Source organism: Streptomyces sp. TRM70350 (assembly GCF_019219825.1).
Lineage (GTDB): Bacteria > Actinomycetota > Actinomycetes > Streptomycetales > Streptomycetaceae > Streptomyces.
In genome coordinates, this window is sequence record NZ_JAHUXH010000004.1 from 241,182 (window position 1) to 261,734 (window position 20,553).

General features: G+C 72.7%; 16 protein-coding genes and 2 pseudogenes. 11 read left to right on the forward strand and 7 right to left on the reverse strand.

Annotated features, from left to right (window positions below; translation table 11 throughout):
* Positions 1 to 80 precede the first annotated feature (80 nt).
* A complete protein-coding gene (locus tag KWI83_RS09055; RefSeq protein ID WP_218513776.1) occupies positions 81 to 686 on the forward strand; it encodes a PDZ domain-containing protein in 606 nt (201 codons plus the stop codon).
* Here the strand turns inward: KWI83_RS09055 and KWI83_RS09060 are convergent.
* Positions 679 to 1,434 carry a metallophosphoesterase gene (locus KWI83_RS09060; protein WP_218513777.1) on the reverse strand — a complete coding sequence of 252 codons (756 nt, stop codon included), beginning with the start codon at positions 1,432 to 1,434 and terminating at the stop codon, positions 679 to 681. The two genes, KWI83_RS09055 and KWI83_RS09060, sit on opposite strands and share 8 nt — an antisense overlap.
* Before the next feature lie 258 nt (positions 1,435 to 1,692).
* Between KWI83_RS09060 and KWI83_RS09065 the strand changes: the two genes are divergently transcribed.
* Together KWI83_RS09065 and KWI83_RS09070 are read left to right on the forward strand one after the other, a co-directional pair.
* Complete coding sequence (locus KWI83_RS09065) at positions 1,693 to 2,820, forward strand: aminopeptidase P family protein (RefSeq protein WP_218513778.1); 1,128 nt, start codon at positions 1,693 to 1,695, stop codon at positions 2,818 to 2,820.
* Positions 2,821 to 2,867: 47 nt separating this feature from the next.
* Positions 2,868 to 3,803 (forward strand): phosphotransferase family protein, encoded by a 936-nt coding sequence (locus tag KWI83_RS09070; protein WP_218513779.1) that lies wholly within the window; start codon positions 2,868 to 2,870, stop codon positions 3,801 to 3,803.
* A 497-nt stretch (positions 3,804 to 4,300) separates the two neighbouring features.
* Here the strand turns inward: KWI83_RS09070 and treZ are convergent, their stop codons facing one another.
* Positions 4,301 to 6,046 (reverse strand): malto-oligosyltrehalose trehalohydrolase, encoded by a 1,746-nt coding sequence (treZ, locus tag KWI83_RS09075; protein WP_218513780.1) that lies wholly within the window; start codon positions 6,044 to 6,046, stop codon positions 4,301 to 4,303.
* Positions 6,047 to 6,219: 173 nt separating this feature from the next.
* On the opposite strand from treZ, the gene KWI83_RS09080 reads away from it, so the two are divergent.
* The 3 genes and pseudogenes from KWI83_RS09080 to KWI83_RS09090 all read left to right on the forward strand — a co-directional run bounded on the left by KWI83_RS09080 (position 6,220) and on the right by KWI83_RS09090 (position 7,838).
* The gene (locus KWI83_RS09080) at positions 6,220 to 6,771 is read left to right on the forward strand and encodes a DUF1707 and FHA domain-containing protein (protein WP_218513781.1); all 552 of its coding nucleotides are present in this window, start codon (positions 6,220 to 6,222) and stop codon (positions 6,769 to 6,771) included.
* A gap of 173 nt (positions 6,772 to 6,944) precedes the next feature.
* A pseudogene (locus KWI83_RS09085) lies at positions 6,945 to 7,273 on the forward strand (M14 family zinc carboxypeptidase); the annotation flags it as partial.
* 145 nt (positions 7,274 to 7,418) lie between these two features.
* Positions 7,419 to 7,838, forward strand: coding sequence for an SSI family serine proteinase inhibitor (locus KWI83_RS09090; protein ID WP_218513782.1), 420 nt, complete (start codon positions 7,419 to 7,421; stop codon positions 7,836 to 7,838).
* A 119-nt stretch (positions 7,839 to 7,957) separates the two neighbouring features.
* Here KWI83_RS09090 and KWI83_RS09095 read toward each other — a convergent pair whose 3' ends face one another.
* The 3 genes from KWI83_RS09095 to glgX form a co-directional block, all read right to left on the reverse strand.
* A complete protein-coding gene (locus KWI83_RS09095) occupies positions 7,958 to 9,211 on the reverse strand; it encodes a M14 family zinc carboxypeptidase (protein ID WP_218513783.1) in 1,254 nt (417 codons plus the stop codon).
* 435 nt (positions 9,212 to 9,646) lie between these two features.
* Positions 9,647 to 11,998 (reverse strand): malto-oligosyltrehalose synthase, encoded by a 2,352-nt coding sequence (gene treY, locus KWI83_RS09100; protein ID WP_218513784.1) that lies wholly within the window; start codon positions 11,996 to 11,998, stop codon positions 9,647 to 9,649.
* Between the two features lie 203 nt (positions 11,999 to 12,201).
* Positions 12,202 to 14,310: a glycogen debranching protein GlgX gene (gene glgX / locus KWI83_RS09105; protein WP_218513785.1), complete on the reverse strand. Its 2,109-nt coding sequence runs from the start codon at positions 14,308 to 14,310 to the stop codon at positions 12,202 to 12,204.
* Positions 14,311 to 14,492: 182 nt separating this feature from the next.
* Between glgX and KWI83_RS09110 the strand changes: the two genes are divergently transcribed.
* From KWI83_RS09110 to KWI83_RS09125, 4 genes are all read left to right on the forward strand, one after another.
* On the forward strand, positions 14,493 to 15,314 hold the full coding sequence (locus tag KWI83_RS09110) for a Tat pathway signal sequence domain protein (protein ID WP_218513786.1): 822 nt from the start codon (positions 14,493 to 14,495) through the stop codon (positions 15,312 to 15,314).
* Positions 15,315 to 15,445: 131 nt separating this feature from the next.
* Positions 15,446 to 16,756, forward strand: a complete 1,311-nt coding sequence (locus tag KWI83_RS09115; protein ID WP_218513897.1) for a copper amine oxidase — start codon at positions 15,446 to 15,448, stop codon at positions 16,754 to 16,756.
* A gap of 111 nt (positions 16,757 to 16,867) precedes the next feature.
* The gene (locus KWI83_RS09120) at positions 16,868 to 18,106 is read left to right on the forward strand and encodes an SAV2148 family HEPN domain-containing protein (RefSeq protein ID WP_218513898.1); all 1,239 of its coding nucleotides are present in this window, start codon (positions 16,868 to 16,870) and stop codon (positions 18,104 to 18,106) included.
* A 145-nt stretch (positions 18,107 to 18,251) separates the two neighbouring features.
* Complete coding sequence (locus tag KWI83_RS09125; protein ID WP_218513787.1) at positions 18,252 to 18,974, forward strand: 3'-5' exonuclease; 723 nt, start codon at positions 18,252 to 18,254, stop codon at positions 18,972 to 18,974.
* A 27-nt stretch (positions 18,975 to 19,001) separates the two neighbouring features.
* Here the strand turns inward: KWI83_RS09125 and KWI83_RS09130 are convergent, their stop codons facing one another.
* The gene (locus KWI83_RS09130) at positions 19,002 to 19,865 is read right to left on the reverse strand and encodes a phosphotransferase enzyme family protein (RefSeq protein WP_218513788.1); all 864 of its coding nucleotides are present in this window, start codon (positions 19,863 to 19,865) and stop codon (positions 19,002 to 19,004) included.
* A gap of 263 nt (positions 19,866 to 20,128) precedes the next feature.
* Between KWI83_RS09130 and KWI83_RS09135 the strand changes: the two genes are divergently transcribed.
* Complete coding sequence (locus KWI83_RS09135) at positions 20,129 to 20,308, forward strand: hypothetical protein (RefSeq protein ID WP_218513904.1); 180 nt, start codon at positions 20,129 to 20,131, stop codon at positions 20,306 to 20,308.
* Here the strand turns inward: KWI83_RS09135 and KWI83_RS09140 are convergent.
* Positions 20,259 to 20,503, reverse strand: a pseudogene (locus KWI83_RS09140) (transposase); the annotation flags it as partial. The gene KWI83_RS09135 and the pseudogene KWI83_RS09140 overlap by 50 nt on opposite strands.
* Between the last annotated feature and the right edge of the window lie 50 nt (positions 20,504 to 20,553).

Here is a 20,553-nt window from a genome sequence, read left to right on the forward strand (position 1 = left end):
CCCTGACCGTGCGTCAGTCTCACTCGTTCGTGGCTCGTTGTGCGCCGGTGCGCCGGGTAGTGCACCAGGGGAGGCGAACCATGGAAAAGACTGTGCTGCGTCCCAAGCCGATGCCCGGTCAGGAGCCCGGCGGCTCCGGCTCCGGTCCCGTCCGGCGCCCGCATGCCGCCCGGCGGCGCGGCCGACGGCTCACGACCCTGTTGCTCGGCCTGCTCGTCGGGACGGTGCTGGTGCTGTCCGGCGTCGGACTGGGCACGGTCGCCGCCACGGTGATCGGCATGAGCAAACTCGCCGAACTCCAGAGCACACCCGGCCGAACAGGCCACCCCGGACCGTCGGCGTCGGCATCGTCGGCGCACCCGTCCGCCTCGCCCGGCCCGAGCGCTCCCGGGCCTTCGGCTGCCGGATCGGCCCCTCCGGCGGACATGATCCTGGGCGTCGAGGTCGTGGACGCCGAGAAGTCCGGTGCCCTGGTCGTCGGCGTGCATGTCCCCGGACCCGGCCATGCGGCGGGCCTGGAGCGCGGTGACGTACTGCTCACCTTCGACGGCACACCTGTCGAGTCCGCGGCGGACCTCGTCCGCGCGGTCGACCGGGCGCGTCCCGGAGCGAGCGTCACAGTGACGGTACGGCACGTGAGCGGCGGCTACCAGCAGTTGGCGGTGGCCCCGGCGATCGTCACGTGACCACCCGGAAGTGGCTGGTGAGCCGCCCCTCGTCGGCCAGCACATGGAAGGCCAGCCCGACCGGTGCCTCCCGGTCGGCGGGCCCTTCGCCCTCCCAGGGCAGCCGCAGCGTCCACGTCACACCGGGGCCGACGACCAGCGGCCGCCCGGCGAAGGTGGTGGCGGTGGCCGTGTGCGCGTGCCCGGTGATGAGCCCGGCGATCTCGGGGCGCCGCTCCATGAGGGCGGCCAGCCGGTGGGGTGCGCGCAGCCGGTAGGAGTCGGGCAGCGGGTGGTGCAGTGCGACCGGCGGGTGGTGCAGGGCGAGCAGCACCGGAAGGCTCCCGTCGAGCTCGTCGAGCGTCGCCTCGATCCAGTCGTACGTCTCGTCGTCCAGGGCCCCTTCGTCGCTTCGCGGGATGCTGGAGTCGCACATCAGTACGGCGGAGTCGTCGAAGACATGCGCCCCGTTGACCGGCCCCTCGGTCGCGGGCAGGCCCAGCAGGGCTTTGCGGAAAGGCGCGCGGCTGTCGTGGTTGCCCGGACAGGTCAGCACCGGGAACGGCGCGTCGCCGGACCGCAGGCCGAGGATGCGGGCCGCCTCCTCGTACTCCGCCTCGTCGCCGTGGTCGGCGATGTCGCCGGTCACCAACAGTGCGTCCACGTGCCCCGGCAGCTCCCACAGCCGGTCGCGCACCCGCTCGGCGCGTTCAGTCGCCCGCGTGCTCCCGTCCAGATGCAGATCGCTGATGTGTGCGAGTACGAGCACGCCGGGCCCTCCCCATGGGCATCGCTTAATGGATAGAATGCATCTAAGCATTAGAATCGATGCTCGGGCCAGCCCCGTTGCCCGATTCAGGTCCGGCCGGCCGCGCGACCGCCGACGTGCGGAGCCACCCGCACCGGGACTTCCGCCCGAATCCCCGGTTCACTTCCGCCCGAATCCCCGTTCACCGGCTCGCGTCGCCCCCTCCGGGCGGGCAGGATGCTGCCCGTGGTGTTCCCGGACCGGCTCAAGGAGGCTCGGATGACCGGCAGTACGGCCGCGCTCTTCACCGCCGACGACTACCGCGCCCGCATGGAGCGCGCCGCGCGGGCGGCCGCCGACGCGGGGCTGGCCGGGCTGCTGGTGGCGCCGGGCCCGGACCTGGTGTGGCTCACCGGCTACGCGCCCACCGCCGTCACCGAACGGCTCACCCTGCTGGTCCTCACCGCCGACCGGGATCCGGTCCTCGTCGTCCCCACCCTGGAGGCCCCCGACGCCGCGCACGCGGCGGGAGCGGCCGCCCTGACACTGCGGGACTGGACCGACGGCAAGGACCCCTACGCCCTGACCGCGGGCCTGCTCGCCGCCTCGGGACGCTTCGGCATCAGTGACAACGCCTGGGCGATGCACCTGCTGGGCCTGCAGAAGGCGCTGCCCGGCACGTTTTACGCCTCCCTGACGGAGGCACTGCCGATGCTGCGCGCCGTCAAGGACGCGGCGGAGCTGGAGTTCCTGGCGGCCGCGGGGGCGGCCGCAGACGCAACGTTCGAGGAGATCCGGAAGGTTCCCTTCGGCGGCCGACGGGAGTCGGACGTCGCGGGCGACCTCGCCGACCTGCTGCGCCGCTTCGGGCACTCCCAGGTCGACTTCACCATCGTCGCCTCCGGCCCGAACGGGGCCAACCCGCACCACGAGGCCGGCGACCGTGTCATCGAGCACGGCGACATGGTCGTCCTCGACTTCGGCGGCCTCAAGGACGGCTACGGCTCCGACACCTCCCGCACGGTCCATGTCGGCGAACCGACCGACGAGGAGCGCCGGGTGCACGACCTCGTGCGCGAGGCCCAGGAGGCGGGTTTCCGGGCGGTCCGGCCGGGCGTGCCCTGCCAGGAGGTCGACCGGGCCGCCCGCGCGGTCATCGCCGACGCCGGGTACGGCGAGCACTTCATCCACCGCACCGGGCACGGCATCGGCGTCACCACGCACGAGCCGCCCTACATGATCGAGGGGGAGGAGCAGCCCTTGGTCCCCGGCATGTGCTTCTCCGTCGAGCCAGGGATCTACCTGCCGGGCCGGTTCGGGGTGCGCATCGAGGACATCGTGACCGTGACCGAGGACGGCGGCCGTCGCCTCAACGACACCACCCGGGGGATGCTCATAGTGGAGTGACCCGACCCAGGAGTCCCTGTACGCACCCGAGTGACAACGGTCCGACCATGACCCAGGCACCGCCACCGACCGAGGACACCGTCCGCCGACTGGTCCGTTCCCTGCTCAAGGAGGGCGCGGCAGGCGCCGACGTCCGGCCGGTCGCCGAGGGCGGCGGGCAGGCCACGTGGTGGATCGGCACCCGGCACGTGTTGCGCCTCGCCCCCGACCGGGAGGCCGCCGCGCGTCAGCGCCGCGAACTGCGCCTGCGCGACCTCGTCCGCCCGCACGTCCCGGTCGCCGTGCCGACCAGCGTGGCGCACGGCGAGTGGGCGCCCGGCCTCACGTACACGCTGGACGCCAAGGTCCCCGGCGGCTCGGCGCCCGAGCCCGACGTCTCCGCCCTCGGCGAGGCCGACCTGGCCGGGTTCCTCACGGGGCTGCGCGAGGTGCCCGTACGGCAGGCGGAGGCGCTCGGCGTGCCGCGTGCCGCCCCGCGCTCCCTGGAGGCGCTGCGCAGGGCCGCCGTGCGCGCCGCCGAACGCCTCGCCGCGGCCGACGAGTTCGACGCCGCCCGTCTGTACCAGTTCACCCCGCCCGCGGCGGTCCAGCTCGCCGCCCAGCCCGGCGGCGCGGTCCTCGTCCACCACGGCCTCACCGGCGCGCACCTGGTGGTCAGCGCCGACGGCCGGGTCCGTGGCGTGCTGGGCTGGGACGACGCGGTCGTCGGTGATCCGGCCGAGGACATCGCCGGGCTCGCCCGCGCCGTCGGCGCCCCCGCCGCCGTCCGCGCCGCCACCCTGGCCGGTTACAGCGCCCGCCCCTGCCTGCGCGGCCTGTGGCTGGCCCGCTGCGACAGCGTCATCCACCTGGCCGACCGCCTCGCCGGCCGGGGCGACGCGCCGCTGCCCCACCTCAGGACGCAGCTCCGCCACGCGTGGGAGGCGATCCTGCTGGAACGCGTGACGGAACTCCGGGGGGACGACACGGACGACGCGCTCTAGGGACGAGCGGCCTCCGTCCGCACTGAGCGGGCACCGCACGCCTGCGTGCCACTGCCGAGGGCCCGCCCAAGTTCGGTGCGTGTCCCACCGAGCTTGGGCGTGCACGTGTGCGTGTGGCGCCCACCCAGCGGGCAGTGCGCGCCTGCCTGCCCGCGGGCAGGCACCCACCGCGTGCCTGCCCCACCGAAGGGAGCGGACACCGTGCGCGTGCCTGCCCCACCCAGCCGACACCTGCACGGGGCGCCTGCCCCACCGAGCGGGAACCCTCGCGCGTGCTCTCCGAGCGAGCCCCCGCCACGCGCGTGCCCACCGCACGGAGTGAACACCGTGCGCGTGCCTGCCCCACCGAGCGGCACCGCGCGCGTGCTCCCCGAGCGAGCCCCCACTACGCGCGTGCCACACCGAACGGAGTGGACACCGTGCGCGTGCCCGCCCCACCGAGCGGGAACCCGCGCGCGTGGTCCCCGAGCAGGCCCCCACCCGCGCGCGTGCCGCCCCTACGGCTGTGTCACCACCACACAGCACTCCCCGGGCACCCGCAGCACCCCCTCCTCGTCCGGCGGTCCGACCGGCTCCCACGCGGCGAGGATCTCGGCCGGGCGGGAGCCCAGGGGGATCTCCGCGGGGGTCTTCGCGAGGTTCACGGCCACGCAGATGTCCCCGCGCCGGAAGGCGAGCCAGCGTGCCTCCTCGTCGTGGGCCACTTTGATGTCGGCGAGGTCGGGGTCGGTGAGGTCCGGCTGTTCGTGGCGCAGGGCGATGAGCCGGCGGTACCAGGCCAGCACGCGCGCGTGGGGCTCGCTGTCGGGCTCGGACCAGCCGAGGCAGGAGCGGTCCCGGGTCGCCGGGTCCTGCGGGTCGGGTACGTCCTCCTCGGCCCAGCCGTGCGCCGCGAACTCGCGCCGCCTGCCCCGCCGTACCGCCGCCGCGAGGTCGGGATCGGTGTGGTCGGTGAAGAACTGCCAGGGTGTGCCGGCCGCCCACTCCTCGCCCATGAACAGCATCGGCGTGAACGGCCCGGTCAGCACCAGCGCGGCCGCGCAGGCCAGCAGGCCGGGGGAGAGGTGGGCCGAAAGGCGGTCTCCCTCGGCACGGTTGCCCACCTGGTCGTGGGTCTGGCTGTAGCCCAGGAGCCGGTGCGCGGCGACCCGCGTACGGTCCAGCGGCCGCCCGTGGCGCCGGCCCCGGAAGCTGGAGTAGGTGCCGTCGTGGAAGAAACCGCCGGTGAGCGTCTTGGCGAGCGCGCTGATGGGGGCGCGCGCGAAGTCCGCGTAGTAGCCCTGCGACTCGCCCGTCAGCGCCGCGTGCAGGGCGTGGTGGAAGTCGTCGTTCCACTGCGCGTGCACCCCCAGCCCGCCCTCCTCGCGGGCGGTGATGAGCCGCGGGTCGTTCCGGTCGGACTCGGCGATCAGGAACAGCGGGCGGCCCGATTCCGCGGCGAGGGCGTCCACCGCGGCCGACAGCTCCTCCAGGAAGTGCACCGCGCGCGTGTCCGCCAGCGCGTGCACGGCGTCCAGCCGCAGCCCGTCGATCCGGTAGTCGCGCAGCCACGCCAGCGAGCTGCCGATCAGGAACTCCCGCACCTCGTCCGACCCGGGTGCGTCCAGGTTGACGGCCGCGCCCCACGGGGTGTGGTGCTGGTCGGTGAAGTACGGGCCGAACTCGGGCAGGTAGTTGCCGGACGGGCCGAGGTGGTTGTGCACGACGTCGAGGACCACGCCGAGACCGAGTTCGTGGGCCCGGTCGACGAAGCGTTTCAGCGCCGCGGGCCCGCCGTACGGCTCGTGCACCGCCCACAGCGAGACCCCCTCGTAACCCCAGCCGTGCCGCCCGGGAAAGGGACACAAGGGCATCAACTCGACATGGGTGACGCCCAGTTCTGCGAGGTGCCCGAGCCGCTCCGCCGCCGCGTCCAGGGTGCCTTCGCGCGTGTACGTGCCGACGTGCAGCTCGTACAGGACCGCGCCCTGCAGCGGACGGCCGGACCACTCGGCGCGCCACGTGTGCAGCCCCTGGTCGACGACCGCGCTCAGCCCGTCGGGGCCGTCCGGCTGCCGCCGCGAGCGCGGATCGGGCCGCACCGGGCCGTCGTCCACCGCGAAGCCGTAGCGCGTGCCGTCACGCGCCTCCGCCTCGACGCTCCACCACCCCGCTCGCTCCGGATCGCGCTCCATCGCGCGCGTGGCTCCGTCGCAATGGAGCGTCACACGGCCGGCCTGTGGTGCCCACACCTCGAACTGCACGGACGGTTCCCCTTCGTCTGCTCACCGTGATGTAGCCCGATCATCGTGCTTCAAACGAGATCAATCCGCTTGTGCATACCCCCTTTTGCGGCGGGTGTCGTCGGTTACGCGCGCGTGGTGGCCGTTTCCCCGATTTCTGGACACCCTGGGTTCACTGCCCGACAATCACCCATGTGACGTCGTCCTTCGAGTTCTCGACCTACCCCGCGCGGCTGTCCGACGCGGAGCGCGACAAGGCGCTGAAGGTACTGCGTGACGGCGTCGCCATGGGCCGTCTGTCGCACGACACGTTCATCCGGCGCATGGAACTGGCGCTCGCCGCCCGCCGGTCCGACGAGCTCGCCGCCCTCACCGCCGACCTGCCCTCCGAGGGCCGGGTCGCACGCCTGGTGTTCGGCACGGTCGAGGCGGTGTCGGGCTTCCCCGAGCGGCTGCGCAGGGCCTGGCGGGCCGAACGGCTGCCGAAGCTGCTGCTGCCCCACCCGGCGACCGGCCGTCCGCTGCGCATAGGGCGCGACCCCGCCAACGGGCTCCGGCTGAGTCACGAGACGGTCTCCCGCGTGCACGCCGAACTCACCCGCCAGGGCGGCATGTGGGTCCTGCGGGACCTCGGCTCCACCAACGGCACCACCGTGAACGGTCGGCGCGTCATCGGCGCGGCCGCGGTCCGCGAGGGCGACCAGGTCGGCTTCGGGCAGATGGCGTTCCGGCTCGCGGCCAACTGACACGGAACACCCCGAGGACCCCGCGCACCGGTGCCCGGAGACCGCCTCCCGACCAAAGTCCCGGCACCTCAATTTCCCCTGGTCGTGGCGGTGTTGACGTACACCTGAACTCGTGACTGACTGTGCGTACATCACCCACATCAGGTGAACCGACGGCACCACGGAGGTGTGCCCTGCCGTCACTCCTCCGCTATCCGACCGTCGACGAGCTGGGCGCGCGAGCCGCCCTCGTCGCCCGCCACCCCCGTTCCGCACGGCTGCGCCGCATCGGCACCTCGCGCGCGGGCACGCCCCTGTGGCTGCTGTCCATCGGCCATGGCAGTCGCCAGGCCCTGGTCGTCGCCGGGCCGCACGCCAACGAGCCCGTCGGTGGCGCCACCGTCCTGCTGCTGGCCGAGCGGGCCCTCGCCGACCCACACCTGACCGAGGTCGCCGACGCCACCTGGACCTGCGAACTGGTCGATCAGTGGTGCGCCGAATACCGGGATGGCTGCGGGGCCCGCTGGATCCCCGTCCCCCGCCAGGCCGAGTACCAGGCCCAGGTGGTCCTCGCCGCGTGCGAACTGGCCTGGCGGAACGTGCCCAGGGCCCTCCCGTTCGGGTGAGTCGGGCTGGGGTCGGGAGCCCGTCGTGCCGATGCATCGGGAATGACGTACACCCTCTCGACGAAAGCCGTACGGGGCGGTCTGCTGGCGGCGGCCGCCCTCCTCGCCATCGGTGCCGCACCAGCGCGGGCGACGGTCCAGGAGTCCCGCACGAGCGACTGGCTCTACCTCTCGGTCACCCGGGGCGACGCCCGGTCCAGCGACACGCGGGACGCCCTGCTGCTGTGCGACCCGCCCTTGGGGCACTGGCGGGCCGCCGAGGCCTGCGCCCAGCTCGACGCCGTGGGCGGCGACATTCGTCGCATGCCGCTGGAGCACGCTTACTGCCCGATGGTCTATGCGCCGGTGACCGTCCACGCGCGCGGGCAGTGGCGTGGGCAGCCGGTCGACTACCGGCAGACGTTCTCGAACGACTGTGAGATGGGGGCGCGGACGGGGGCGGTGTTCGCGTTGGACGGCTGAGGGCTGAGGGCTGAGGGCTGAGGGCTGACGGCTGTTGGTTGGTGGCTGTTGGTTGGCGGTTTCTTTGCGGGTGGCGGCACGCGCGCGTGGAGGGTGGCTCCATGCGCGGGTCGCTGGAGTCACGCCGACTGGTCGCGCGCGTGGAGGGCTGCCGCGAAGACGGTGCGGGCCTGGTGCTCGACCTGGTGTTCCAGGGGCACCCAGCGGGCGCGGAAGCGGTCGGCGAAGGCCTCGCTCCAGGTCGCGACGAGCCGTTCGAGGCGCGGGGCCGCCCGGTCGTCGGTCTCATGAAGGACCCGCAACAGCATCGCCGCCGCCCGCAGGGGCAGGCGGCGGGCGAAGGCGTCGACGCTCCCGACGTACGCCATCGTGTGCCCGGCGGGCGGCGTGTACGTCCAGTCGGCGGCCAGCCCCGGCACCAGCTCCAGCGCCCATCTGGCGGCCCGCAGCAGGGGGCCGTCGACGCCGTCCAGGCGCGGTGACGCGTCGGACAGCACCCGCTCCACCTGGAGCGTGTCCCGCAGCAGCCGACCCGCCAGGCGCCGCATCGCCGCGGCCGGCGCCGGATGCGGGGCCGGGTCGTCGACCAGGTCGCTCGCCCACATCGGCACTTCCACGACCGCCGTCAGGCCGCCGTACCGGTGCACGTGGTACCAGGTGCTGTGCCGGGCGTCGTCCGCGGGCAGGCTCGGGTACGCCAGACCCGCACCGGCGGCCGGCATCACATGCACCCCGGGGCCGGTCGTGGGCCAGCCCGCGGCGTCCGACGCCCCGGTCTCCACGGGTATGTGCAGCTCCGCCGCGGACTTGGCGAACGGCTCGGCCAGGCCGGGTATCTCCTTGGTCAACTGCACCCAGCTGCCGCCCAGGTCGGTTCCGTGCAGGGTCACCTGGAGGTAGGGGCGCAGCTCGTCGATGACCCCGGTCAGGGCCAGCGTCTCGGGCGGCAGCCGGTCCGGCGGCAGCACGGCGGGCGACCACTCCGGCTGCTCCGGGCCGGCGGGCCGGAAGAACCCGAGGTGGTAGTCGAGCAGGCTGCGCGGCGCCGGGGTGACGTGCAGGCTCGCGCCGTCCGGGTCGGCGCACAGCAGGAAGTGCCACGATATGCCGGACCGCAACTGCCGCTCGTGCACCACCCGTTCGGCGACCGTGAGCAGCGTCGAACCCCCGGTCGGTTCGTTCGCGTGGGCGCCCGCGACGACCAGGACGGCGCGCCGGGCGCGCCCCACGGACAGCAGATGCAGCGGCCGGCCCGCGCGGGAGACGCCGATCTGCCGGAGGGCACACAAGCCGGGATGCTGCGCGGCCAACGCCCGGGCGGACGCCACGATTTCGGTCACGGTGGGGTAGCGCAGCTCCGGCAGGAGACTCACCCCCGACTCGTTCCGCCCGGCTTCGCACCCGCAGTACCGCACGGTCTCCGTGCGGTGTCAAGGAGATGGCGGGGGAGCCTCCAGGGGGCGCCCGGATGCACGCACCGCCGCGCGGAAGCGTGTTCACGCCAGGCGGTGGCGTACGCGCCCCGCCCCCGGGGCCTGCTCCGGACCGGACTCCGCCCTCGGCGACCGACCCGCCGCCACTGACACCGGCCTGGCGGCCACCCTGGGGGTGACCGCACCGGGCCGACTCCCCCTCGGCACTGGTCCGGCGGCCCGCGCGCGACGGCTCTTGCCGTCGGCCGCGACTCGGGCAGCCCCGCCCCCGGCCATCAGCCCCCAACGCCCACCCCTGCCACCCACCGCACCTGAGCCGCCCGCCCCCGCCCGCCCCGGGCAGCCCCACTCGCGACCGCCCGCGCGCTCCGCCCCTCAGCCCACCCGCTCCAGCAACCCCACCGGCAGCGGCCCGAAAAGCTCCCCCACGCGCGCGTGGCCGTTGAACTCGCGCCCCGGAGCCAGCACATCGGTCCACCGCCCGGGCGGCAGTGGCAGGGTCGTGTCACGCCAGCCGCCCGCCTGCGCCAGCCGCAGCGACAGCCGGGTGACGGCGGCGACGACCTCGCCGGAGCGCGCGTACGCCAGGCAGTGCGCGGCCGCCGGGCCCTCGGCCGCCAGTGGCGTGTATGTCGCCGCGTCCCCGAACACCTCGGGTCGGCGCGCCCGCAGCCGCAGCGCCGCCGCGGTCACCGCCCCCTTGGCGCCGGGATCCTCGGAGGGCGGGAGACCGACGGGTCGGCGGTTGTCCGGGTCGACCAGCGCTCGGTACTCGCCCTCCGTTCCCTGGTACAGATCCGGCACCCCGGGCATGGTCAGATGGACCAGCGCCGTGCCGAGCACATTGGCCCGGATGTGGGGCTCCAGCTCGGCGCGCAGGGCGGCCACCGGCTCCCCCGGGGCACCGCACGGGCCCGCCGTGACGAACGCCGTCACCGCCTCCTCGTACGGCGGCTCCTGCTCCGTCCAGCTGGTGTAGAGCCCGGCCTCACGCACATGCTTCAGCAGCGCCTGCCGCACCCGGTCCGGGTCGGCCGGGCCGAGGCCGAACACCGTCTGCCAGGCCGCCCACGCCAGCTGCGCGTCCGGTACGCCCTCGCCCGTGCGGGTCACCTCGGTCAGCACGTCCGCCCAGCGCTGCGGGCACTCGGTGAGCACGGCCAACGCCGCCCGCACGTCCGCGCTGCGCTTGGTGTCGTGCGTCGACACGACGGTCCCGGTGAGCGGCCAGTCGCGCTGCACGCGCGCGCAGTACGCGTGGAACTCTGCCGCGGACAGCGCGGGGATCCCCGGGTTCCCGCCCACCTCGGTCGCCGACAGCAGCGGCACATAGCGGTAGAACGCCGTGTCCTCCACGGACTTCGCCCGCAGCGCCGACGCGGTCTGCGCGAACCGCGCCCGGAACTGAAGATGGTCCGGCGCGTCACCGTGCCGCCCCAGCACCAGCCCGCGCACGACGTCGACCGCACCGGCCTCCTCGGGGACCACGAAGGCCGCCCTGGCCTCCGCCGCGGCCTCCTCCGTGACGATCGCCGCCGCGTCCCCGGAGGCGTACGGCCGGTAGACCTCCAGCCGCACCAGCAGCTCCCGCAGCGCCGTGTGCAGCGCCCAGGGCGCGCGGTCGCGCAGCACCGGATCGGGTGACGCCGCGCACAGGCGGCTCGCCGACCGGGTCAGCCGGTCCACCTCGGCGGCCAGCTCGTGCTCCAGCACGTGGTACGCGGCCCGCCGTACCGTCGCCTCCCAGTGGCCGCCCCGGTCCGTCTGCGGGGCCGCGAACCGCCGGTACTGGCCGAGGAGTTCCCCGGCACCCGCGAGGTCCGTGAACACGCCGTCGACGTGCCGCAGGGCGTCGTAGCCCGTGGTGCCCGCGACGGGCCAGGAGACCGGCAGCTGCTCCCCGTCGGACAGGATCTTCTCCACGACCGTCCAGCGGCCGCCGGTCGCCTCGTGCAGCCGCCTGAGGTAGGCGTCGGGGTCGGCGAGTCCGTCGGGGTGGTCGATGCGCAGCCCGTCGATCACGCCGTCGTGCAGCAGCTGCAAAATCTTGGCGTGTGTCGACTCGAACACCTCGGGATCCTCCACGCGCACCCCGATGAGCTCGGAGATGCTGAAGAAACGCCGGTAGTTGAGTTCGGTGCGGGCCAGCCGCCACCACACCGGGCGGTACCACTGCGCGTCCAGCAGCTGCGGCAGGGGCAGGTCTTCGGTGCCCTCGCGCAGCGGGAACGCGTGGTCGTGGTAGCGCAGGACGTCTCCGTCGACCTCCAGGTGCCCGATCTCGGTGCCGAGCGGGTGCCCGAGCACCGGCAGCAGCATCTGGCCGCCCTGTGTCTCCCAGTCGATGTCGAACCAGCGCGCGTACGGCGACTTGGGGCCCTCCCGCAGCACCTCCCACAGGGCGCGGTTGTGGCGCGGCACCATCGCCATGTGGTTCGGCACGATGTCCAGCACCAGGCCCAGACCGTGCTCCCGCGCGGTGTTCGCGAGCGCCCGCAGCCCGTCCTCGCCGCCCAGTTCCGCACGCACACGCGCGTGGTCCACGACGTCGTAGCCGTGCAGCGAGCCCGGCACGGCCTCCAGGACGGGGGACAGATGCAGATGCGAGACGCCGAGCGAGGCCAGATACGGCACGGCCGCCGCCGCGGCCCCGAACGGGAACTCGGGCTGCAACTGCAGCCGGTACGTGGCCGTGGGCACCACCGGGTCAGGACGCTGAGGTGTCATGGAAAGCTACGTACCCGCCCCGCCGGGTTTCGTGTCATCGTCCCCCGCAGGCGGGGCCGGTGTACGCCGCCATGGGAGTGATGAGCGCCGCGGGGGCCTCTCCATGGGCTGCCGCCGTCGCCTGGACGGTGCGCCCGGCGGCGTACCACCGGACGCACCGAGAACACCTCCCACGCGCGCGTGCCCGACAGCGGCACCCGCGGCTAGTCGGGCCGCTGCAACACCGTCAGGCTCCGGTCCACCAGCGTCAGCCGGTCCCCGGCCGCCACCTTCGTACCCGTGCCCGGCGGGACGCCCTCGGGCCGGGCGGTGTCGACGACGAGCTGCCACTGCCGTCCGTGGTCGACCGGCACCACGAAGTCCAGTGCCTTGGGCGAGGCGTTGAACATCAGCAGGAACGAGTCGTCGGTGATCCGCTCCCCGCGCGGCCCCGGCTCGGAGATGGCGTTGCCGTTGAGGAACACCGTCAGCGCCGATGCCTGCGCCGACTCCCAGTCCCGTTGGGTCATCTCCTTGCCCTCGGGGGTGAACCAGGCGATGTCGGACAGCTCGTCGTGCGTGCCCTCCACCGGCCGCCCGTGGAAGAAGCGCCGCCTGCGCAGCACGGGATGGTCCTTGCGCAGCCACACCATCGCGCGCGTGAAGTCCAGCAGATCGCTGCCGTCCTGCGGCCACTGCACCCAGGACAGCTCACTGTCCTGGCAGTAGGCGTTGTTGTTGCCGCGCTGGGTGCGCGCGAACTCGTCGCCGTGGCTGATCATCGGCACGCCCTGGGACAGCATCAGCGTGGCGATGAAGTTCCGCATCTGCCGGGCCCGCAGCTCCAGCACGGCCGGGTCGTCGGTCTCGCCCTCCGCGCCGCAGTTCCAGGACCGGTTGTGACTCTCGCCGTCGCGGTTGTCCTCTCCGTTGGCCTCGTTGTGCTTGTGGTTGTACGACACCAGATCGTGCAGCGTGAAGCCGTCGTGGCAGGTCACGAAGTTGATGGAGGCGAGCGGCCGGCGCCCGTCGTCCTGGTACAGGTCGGACGAGCCGGTCAGCCGGGAGGCGAACTCCGCCAGCGTGCGCGGTTCGCCCCGCCACAGGTCCCGTACCGTGTCCCGGTACTTGCCATTCCACTCGGTCCACAGCGGCGGGAAGTTGCCCACCTGGTAGCCGCCCTCGCCCACGTCCCAGGGCTCGGCGATCAGCTTCACCTGGGACACCACCGGGTCCTGCTGCACCAGGTCGAAGAACGACGACAGCCGGTCCACCTCGTGGAACTGCCGCGCCAGCGTGGCCGCGAGGTCGAAGCGGAAGCCGTCGACATGCATCTCGGTGACCCAGTACCGCAGCGAGTCCATGATCAGCTGAAGGACGTGCGGGGACCGCATGAGCAGGGAGTTCCCGGTCCCGGTCGTGTCCATGTAGTACCGGGGGTCGTCCGCCAGGCGGTAGTACGACGGGTTGTCCAGGCCCCGGAAGGACAGCGTCGGGCCCAGATGGTTGCCCTCGGCGGTGTGGTTGTAGACGACGTCCAGGATCACCTCGATCCCGGCCTCGTGCAGCGCCCGCACCGCCGACTTGAACTCCAGGACCTGCTGGCCGCGGTCGCCCCAGGACGCGTAGGTGTTGTGCGGGGCGAAGAAGCCGATGGTGTTGTAGCCCCAGTAGTTGCTCAGGCCCATGTCCACCAGACGGTGGTCATTGACGAACTGGTGTACGGGCATGAGTTCCAGGGCGGTGACCCCGAGCCCGGTGAGGTGCTCGATGACCGCCGGATGGGCGAGCGCCGCGTAGGTGCCGCGCAGTTCCTCCGGCAGCCCCGGGTGGCGCATGGTCAGGCCCTTCACATGGGCCTCGTAGATCACCGTCTCGTGGTACTCGGTGCGGGGCGGCCGGTCGTCACCCCAGTCGAAGTACGGGTTCACCACGACGGACGTCATCGTGTGCGGCGCGGAGTCCAGGTCGTTGCGCTGGTCCGGTGAGCCGAACGGATAGCCGTACACCTCCTCGCCCCACGAGACCGAACCGCTGATCGCACGCGCGTACGGGTCGAGCAGCAGCTTCGCGGAGTTGCAGCGCAGCCCGCGCTCCGGGGCGTACGGGCCGTGCACGCGGTAGCCGTACCGCTGTCCCGGCATGACGCCCGGCAGGTACGCGTGCCGGACGAACGCGTCGCTCTCCCGCAGTTCCACCGCCGTCTCCGAGCCGTCGTCGTGCAGCAGACACAGCTCTACTCGGTCCGCGGCCTCCGTGAAGACCGCGAAGTTGGTGCCGGCGCCGTCGTACGTGGCGCCGAGCGGATATGCCTCTCCAGGCCAGACCTGCATGGATACGACTCTTCCAGGTGTGTCGCGCCGGTGGGGCCGCCTTGACCCCGAGTCTCCCCGAAAGTGAGGGAACCACCCATGACTTACTCCCCTCTTACCGGTCGACCAGTGCATACGAGGTATGCCGAACCAGTGGGGCAGACACGTACTCCCATGGAGATCAGGGGGAGTAGGGGGAGATTGTGCGCACCATAGTGCACCGCCATCTGGGCAAGGTGGTGGCCGGTACCGCCATCGCGGTCGCCGGGACGGCCGTGATGGTGGGAATCACCCTGCCGGGCACGGCAGGAGCGGACGACACGGCCGGGGGAACGGCCGGTGGACGCGGAGCCCAGCAGGCGGCTCGGAGCGCGGGAGAGGACCAGGCAGCCGTTCCGCCGGGTGTCGTCGAGCAGGTCCCGGCCCAGGGCGAGAAAGGCACCGGCCGCGACCCGCTCACCGAGGACGAGATGAAACGGGTCGAGCGGATCGCCCTCAACCGGCAGCTGCGCAGCTCCGGCGAGGACGTCGACGGCGACCGCGGGCCGCAGCGCCTCGGCGTCGACCTCGCGGAGCCGGAGGCCGGTGAGCTGGGCGACCCGACGGCGCCCCGGCGCGCCGAGGTGTCGTTCTACGACTACCGGGACGACACCCTCGTCACCCGGACCGTCAACCTCGACACCGGGAAGGTCGAGCGGACCGCCAGCCAGCAGGGCGTCCAGCCGCCGCTGAGCCGCGACGAGGCCACCGAGGCCGCCCGGCTGCTGATCGCCGACCCGCTGGGCGCGGGCCTCAAGGCCGACTACGAGGACGCCACCGGCAAGGAGCTCACCTCGCCGGACCAGCTGCTGCTCAACAGCATGGTGTACCGGGCCACGCCGGGCGCCCAGCCCGCCGTACTCGACCAGTGCGGTGAGCATCGCTGCGTGCGGCTGTTCCCCAAGGTGAAGAACGGGCCGTGGATCGACGCCCGTTCCCTGGTGGTCGACCTGAGCGCCCGCACGGTGGGAGCACTCGCGGGCTGAGCCGCCCGCGCGCGGGAGCAGCCCGACACCACGCGACTTGGTCCACTTTTCCAACCCGATCCTCCAGAAGGCTCTGCTGAGCCTTCCGCAAGGGAGTCGTTTTCGCCATGCCCGTGATCATGCCCGTGAGCATGCCCGTGATCGGCAACAGCCGTGCCCGCAAGCGGACGGCCCTGGCCCTCGCCCTGGCCGGGCTGGCCGCCGGCGCCACCACCGGCGCGGCTCCGGCCGCCGCCCACCCCAAGGCCGCGCCCGCTCCGGCGGCCGCCTGCAGCGCGGCGTACCGCATCGAGCAGAAGCTCTCCACCGGTACCATCTGGCGGATGTGCTGGCGCTACCACAAGGAGGCCGGTCTCGTCCTGGAGCACATCACCTACCAGCCACCGGGTGAGGCCCGCCCCATCAAGGTGCTGGCCTCCGCCAAGCTCGGCCAGATCCATGTGCCCTACGACGACGGCCAGAACGAGTACCACGACCTCACCCAGGCCGGTTTCGGCCAGGGCCTGAAGGACCTGGCGCCCGGCGAGTGCCCCGGCGGCACCATCAAGACCGTCCGGGTCCCCGAGGCGTGGGACCCGTCCCACCAGAACGTCAAGGGCCTGTGCACCACCACCCGTTCGCGTGGCCACGCCTACCGCATGCAGGGCGACACCGCGAACAAGGTCTTCCAGAAGCAGGGCAAGGACCTGCTCGTCTACACCGTCAACCAGGTCGGCTGGTACGAGTACATCACCGAGTGGCGCTTCCAGGACGACGGCACGATCACCATGAACGTCGGCGCCACCGGCTCCCTCTCGCCCATGGACTACGACGCCGGAGACGGCCGCGGCTGGCCGATCGGCAAGGGCGCCAAGGCCTACGCCACCAGCCACAGCCACAACGTCTTCTGGCGGCTCAACTTCAACCTCGACGGCTCCACCAAGGGCAGGATCGAGCAGTACGACTCCAAGGTCAGCGCCCCCGCGAACGGCCGCCCGGCCCCCACCAACAAGACCACCCGCACCCGGATCACCAAGGAACTCGCCGGCGACGCCAAGAACATGCGCTGGTGGCGCGTGGTCAGCGCGACCGGCAAGAACAAGGACGGGCACGCACGTTCGTACGAAATCGTGCCCGGTGCCAGCGCCAAGTACCCCGGCCGCAGCTACACCCGGCACGACGTGTACTTCACCGAGTACAACAAGTGCGAGCAGTTCGCCAGCGACAACCTGCCCAACTGCGGCGCCGGGCACGGCAAGTCCGTCGACAAGTGGGTGAACGGCCAGGCCCTGAAGAACGCCGTGGTCTGGGTGAACGTCGGCTTCCACCACGTGGCGCGCGACGAGGACCAGCAGCCCATGCCGGTCCACTGGCAGGGCCTGTCCGTCGCCCCGCGCGACGTCACCGCTATGAATCCGCTCACGCCGTCGGAGCTGGCTGATCAGAATGGACGTCCCGAATAAGGAAGTTGGGAAACGAGCCTGCCCATCCGGCTGCACCGCCGACCGCTCCCGGAGTACCCTTCCTTGATCGTTGAGACGGGAGTGCTCGGGGGAGCGGAAGGCGGTGCGCGGGTGGGCTCGGGAGGGCTGGAGCTGCCCCCTGGTGACGAGGGTCACGAGGGGAACTCCACAGACGTCCCGCCCGGCACGGTGTCCCTGGCCAGACCGATGGAGACCCACTCGATCGGCCCGGAACTGGACTGGGACGCCGACGCCTGGCACGAGGTGCGCACCCGCGCCCAGCGGGCCGGCCGTGCCTACATCTGGCTGAACCTCGTAGAGCAGCGGCTGCGCGCGGTCGTGGCCGCCGTGCTGCGGCCCATCTACGAACCCGTCCACGGCGACGACTGGGTGGTCGCCGCGGCCGGCCCGGCCGGCCAGGAGTGGGTCCAGCGCGCGGTCGCCGTACGCGAGGTCAGCCGCCGCAAGGGCTATCTGCTCGACCCCGCCGACGACAACGTCCTCAGCTTCCTCACCCTGCCGCAACTGCGCGAGCTGATGGTGCAGCACTGGCCGTGCTTCGAACCGTACGTCGACGAGCGGCGGGACGTCGAACTCGCGCTCGACGAGCTGGAGGTCACCCGGAACGTCGTCTCCCGCAACCGGGCCCTGTCCGAGGCCGTGCTGAACCAGGCCGAGCGGGCCTCGGCACGGCTGCTGGAGATCCTCGGCGCGGGCGGGGACGTTCCCTCGGCGCGCCGACTGCCGGTCGACGCGGTCGAGGACCTGGTCGGCGACCGCTACTCGGACGTGGTCGCCGTGCACCCCGACCGGGTGCGGCTGATGCGCCAGTTCCCCGCCGAGGACATCTTCGGCGGCGCCCGCCGCCTCGACGCCATCGGCATCGGCCTCAACCTGCTCGTGCAGAACTTCTCCGGGCGCCGCCTGCTGCGCCTGGCCGAGGGCGGCTGCCGGGTACGGCTGCTGTTCCTCAACCCGGCCTCCAGCGCGGTGAAGCGGCGGGAGCGCGAACTCGGTATCAAACGGGGCGAACTGAGCCGGGCCGTGGAGATGAACATCCTGCACATGCGCCGCGTGCGCTCCCGGCTGCGGGACCCGGGCGCCTTCGAGATCCAGGTCTACGACGAGACGCCCCGCTTCACCGCCTACCTCGTGGACGGCGACGGCTCCGACGGCATCGCGGTCGTGCAGTCCTATCTGCGCCGCACGCGGGGGATGGAGGCGCCGGTGCTGGTACTGCGGAACGGCAACCGGGTGGTCAAGTCGGGCGAGGTGGACGAGGGTGGACTCTTCGGTACGTACCGGGAGGAGTTCGAGGCGGCATGGGTGGATTCACGCCCTGTGTCCTGAATCGGCGTCACCTTTCCCGCCGTCCCGCCCGCGCATCAAGCCGTCGCGCCCGCGCCCGAAGCGGAATGCTGTCCTCTGATTGTCAGTGCCGCATGCGATCGTGGAGACCACTGGGGGAAAGCACCACCAAGAAGGGGGGCCGCCCATGGGCTGGCACCGGGAGCTGCTGATCGGCTTCGACCTGGAGACGACCGGGACCGATCCGCGTGAGGCGCGCATTGTCACGGGGGCCGTGATCGAGGTCAGGGGCGGGCAGCCCATGGGACGGCGGGAGTGGCTGGCGGACCCGGGAGTGGAGATCCCGGCGGACGCGGTGGCGGTGCACGGGATCAGCAACGAACGCGCGGCCGCCGAGGGCCGTCCCGCCGACCGGGTCGCGGACGCCATCGCGGACGTGCTCGTGGCGTACTGGAAGACGGGCGTCCCGGTCGTCGCCTACAACGCGGCCTTCGACCTGACCCTGCTCTCCGCCGAACTGCGGCGGTACGGCCTGCCGTCCCTGCGCGACCGCCTCGGCGGCCTGAATCCGGCGCCGGTCATCGACCCGTACACCATCGACCGCCAGGTCGACCGCTACCGGCGCGGCAAGCGCAACCTCGAAGCGGTCTGCACGGAGTACGGCATCGCCCTCGACGCCGCCCACGACGCCTCCGCCGACGCCCTCGCCGCGGCCCTGCTGGCCTGTGCGATAGCCGGCCGCCACCCCAAGATCGCGGCCCTCGGCCCGGCGGAACTGCACCGCCGTCAGGTCGAGTGGTACGCCGAGTGGGCGGCGGACTTCCAGAACTTCCTGCGCCGCAAGGGCGACGCCACCGCCGTGGTGGACGGGCTGTGGCCCCTGCGGGAGCCTGCCGACGAGCGGGTCTGAGGTCCCCCGCCCGGCAGCGGCGGCGGCTCAGAACGGATACCAGCGCACCGTCTCGTCCCCGTCCCGCAGGGACGCCACCCGGCGCGCGAACTCGGCCAGCGCCTTGGGGCTGCTCGGCGCGTGCTGGGCCACCCAGGCACAACTGGCCGTCTCGCGCGCCCCGCGCAGCACCGCACATCCCTCCCACGCGCGTACGTCCCAGCCGTAGGCCTCGGTGAAGGAGTCGTAGGCCTCGGCGGGAAGCCCGTAGCGGTCGCGGGCGAGGGCCATCACCACCAGGTCGTGCTCGCGCAGGTCGGCGGAGAAGGTCTCCAGGTCGACCAGGACCGGCCCGTCGGGGCCGACGTGCACATTGCGGGGCAGCGCGTCGCCGTGGATCGGGCCGGGCGGCAGATGCGGGGTGAGGGCTGCCGCGGCGGCCGCGAACCCGTCGCGCCGCTCCCGCAGATACGCCGCGTCCGCCGGGTCGATCGCGTCACCGGCGAGCCGCAGCCAGCGTTCCACACCGCCCAGCAGATCGCGGGGCGGCAGCTCGAAGGAAGGGGAGGGCAGTGCGTGGACAACCCGTAGCAGTCCGGCCACATCCCGGGGATCGGCGGGCCGTACGGGCTCGGGCAGCCGGTGCCACACGGTCACCGGGTGCCCCTCGACGAGCAGGGCCGTGTCCTCGGCCGCCCGGACCGCGGGGACACCGGCGTCCGCCAGCCACAGCGCGATGGCCAGCTCCCGGCGCGCCCGGTCGAGGAGTTCGGCATCGCGGCCCACCTTGACGACCAGGTCACCTGCGGCGAACACCGCGTTCTCGCCGAGGGCGAGGAGCCGCGCGTCCCGCGCCGGACCGGGCAGCACCCCTGCCGCGGCCAGTACGTTCCGCGCCCGTGCCTCGTCCATCGCCCGCCTCCGTGATCCGGCGTCCCGGGGTCCATGACCCCGACCCGCGGTGTCGCGTTCCCGCCGTCCGCCGGCCAGTGTCGCATTCGCACAGGTCGGACGGTGTGCGCGGTGCCTGACGACCCCTACCGCCTGCACGGCCACGACGGGGGCCCGCCGGGCTCCAGCACGTCACGAGCCGCGCAAGGGGCCGATGTTCGTGACATCGGCGACCGAGGTGAGGCGCCCCGCGAAACGCCCGCCGAGCCGGAGCCGTGAGCGGCGTGGCCGCGACCACGGCGCGTGGTTCCTGGTGCTGCGGCAAGTACGCGATGGTCCCGCTCGGGTTCTCGTACCGCCAGCAGATCGTGCAGCAGGCGCCGAAGGGTTTCGACCGGCAGGTGCTGCCCGAGTTCAAGGAGTCGTCGCAACACGTCCTGTCAGCGAGTGCAGATGCTGGGTGAATGCTTCGGCCGGTGTTCGCCATCCGAGGGTCTTCCGGGGGCGGCCGTTGAGGGCGACGGCGTCGAGAGCGCTCGGCTGTGTCTGCTGAGGTCGGTGCCCTTGGGGAAGTACTGACGCAGCAGGCCGTTGGTGTTTTCGTTGGTGCCGCGCTGCCAGGGACTGTGCGGATCGCAGAAGCAGATGTCCAGGCCGGTGTCGAAGCGGCGCGATCGACGTCGACGAGCTGCGAAGGCGGCTGGAGGAG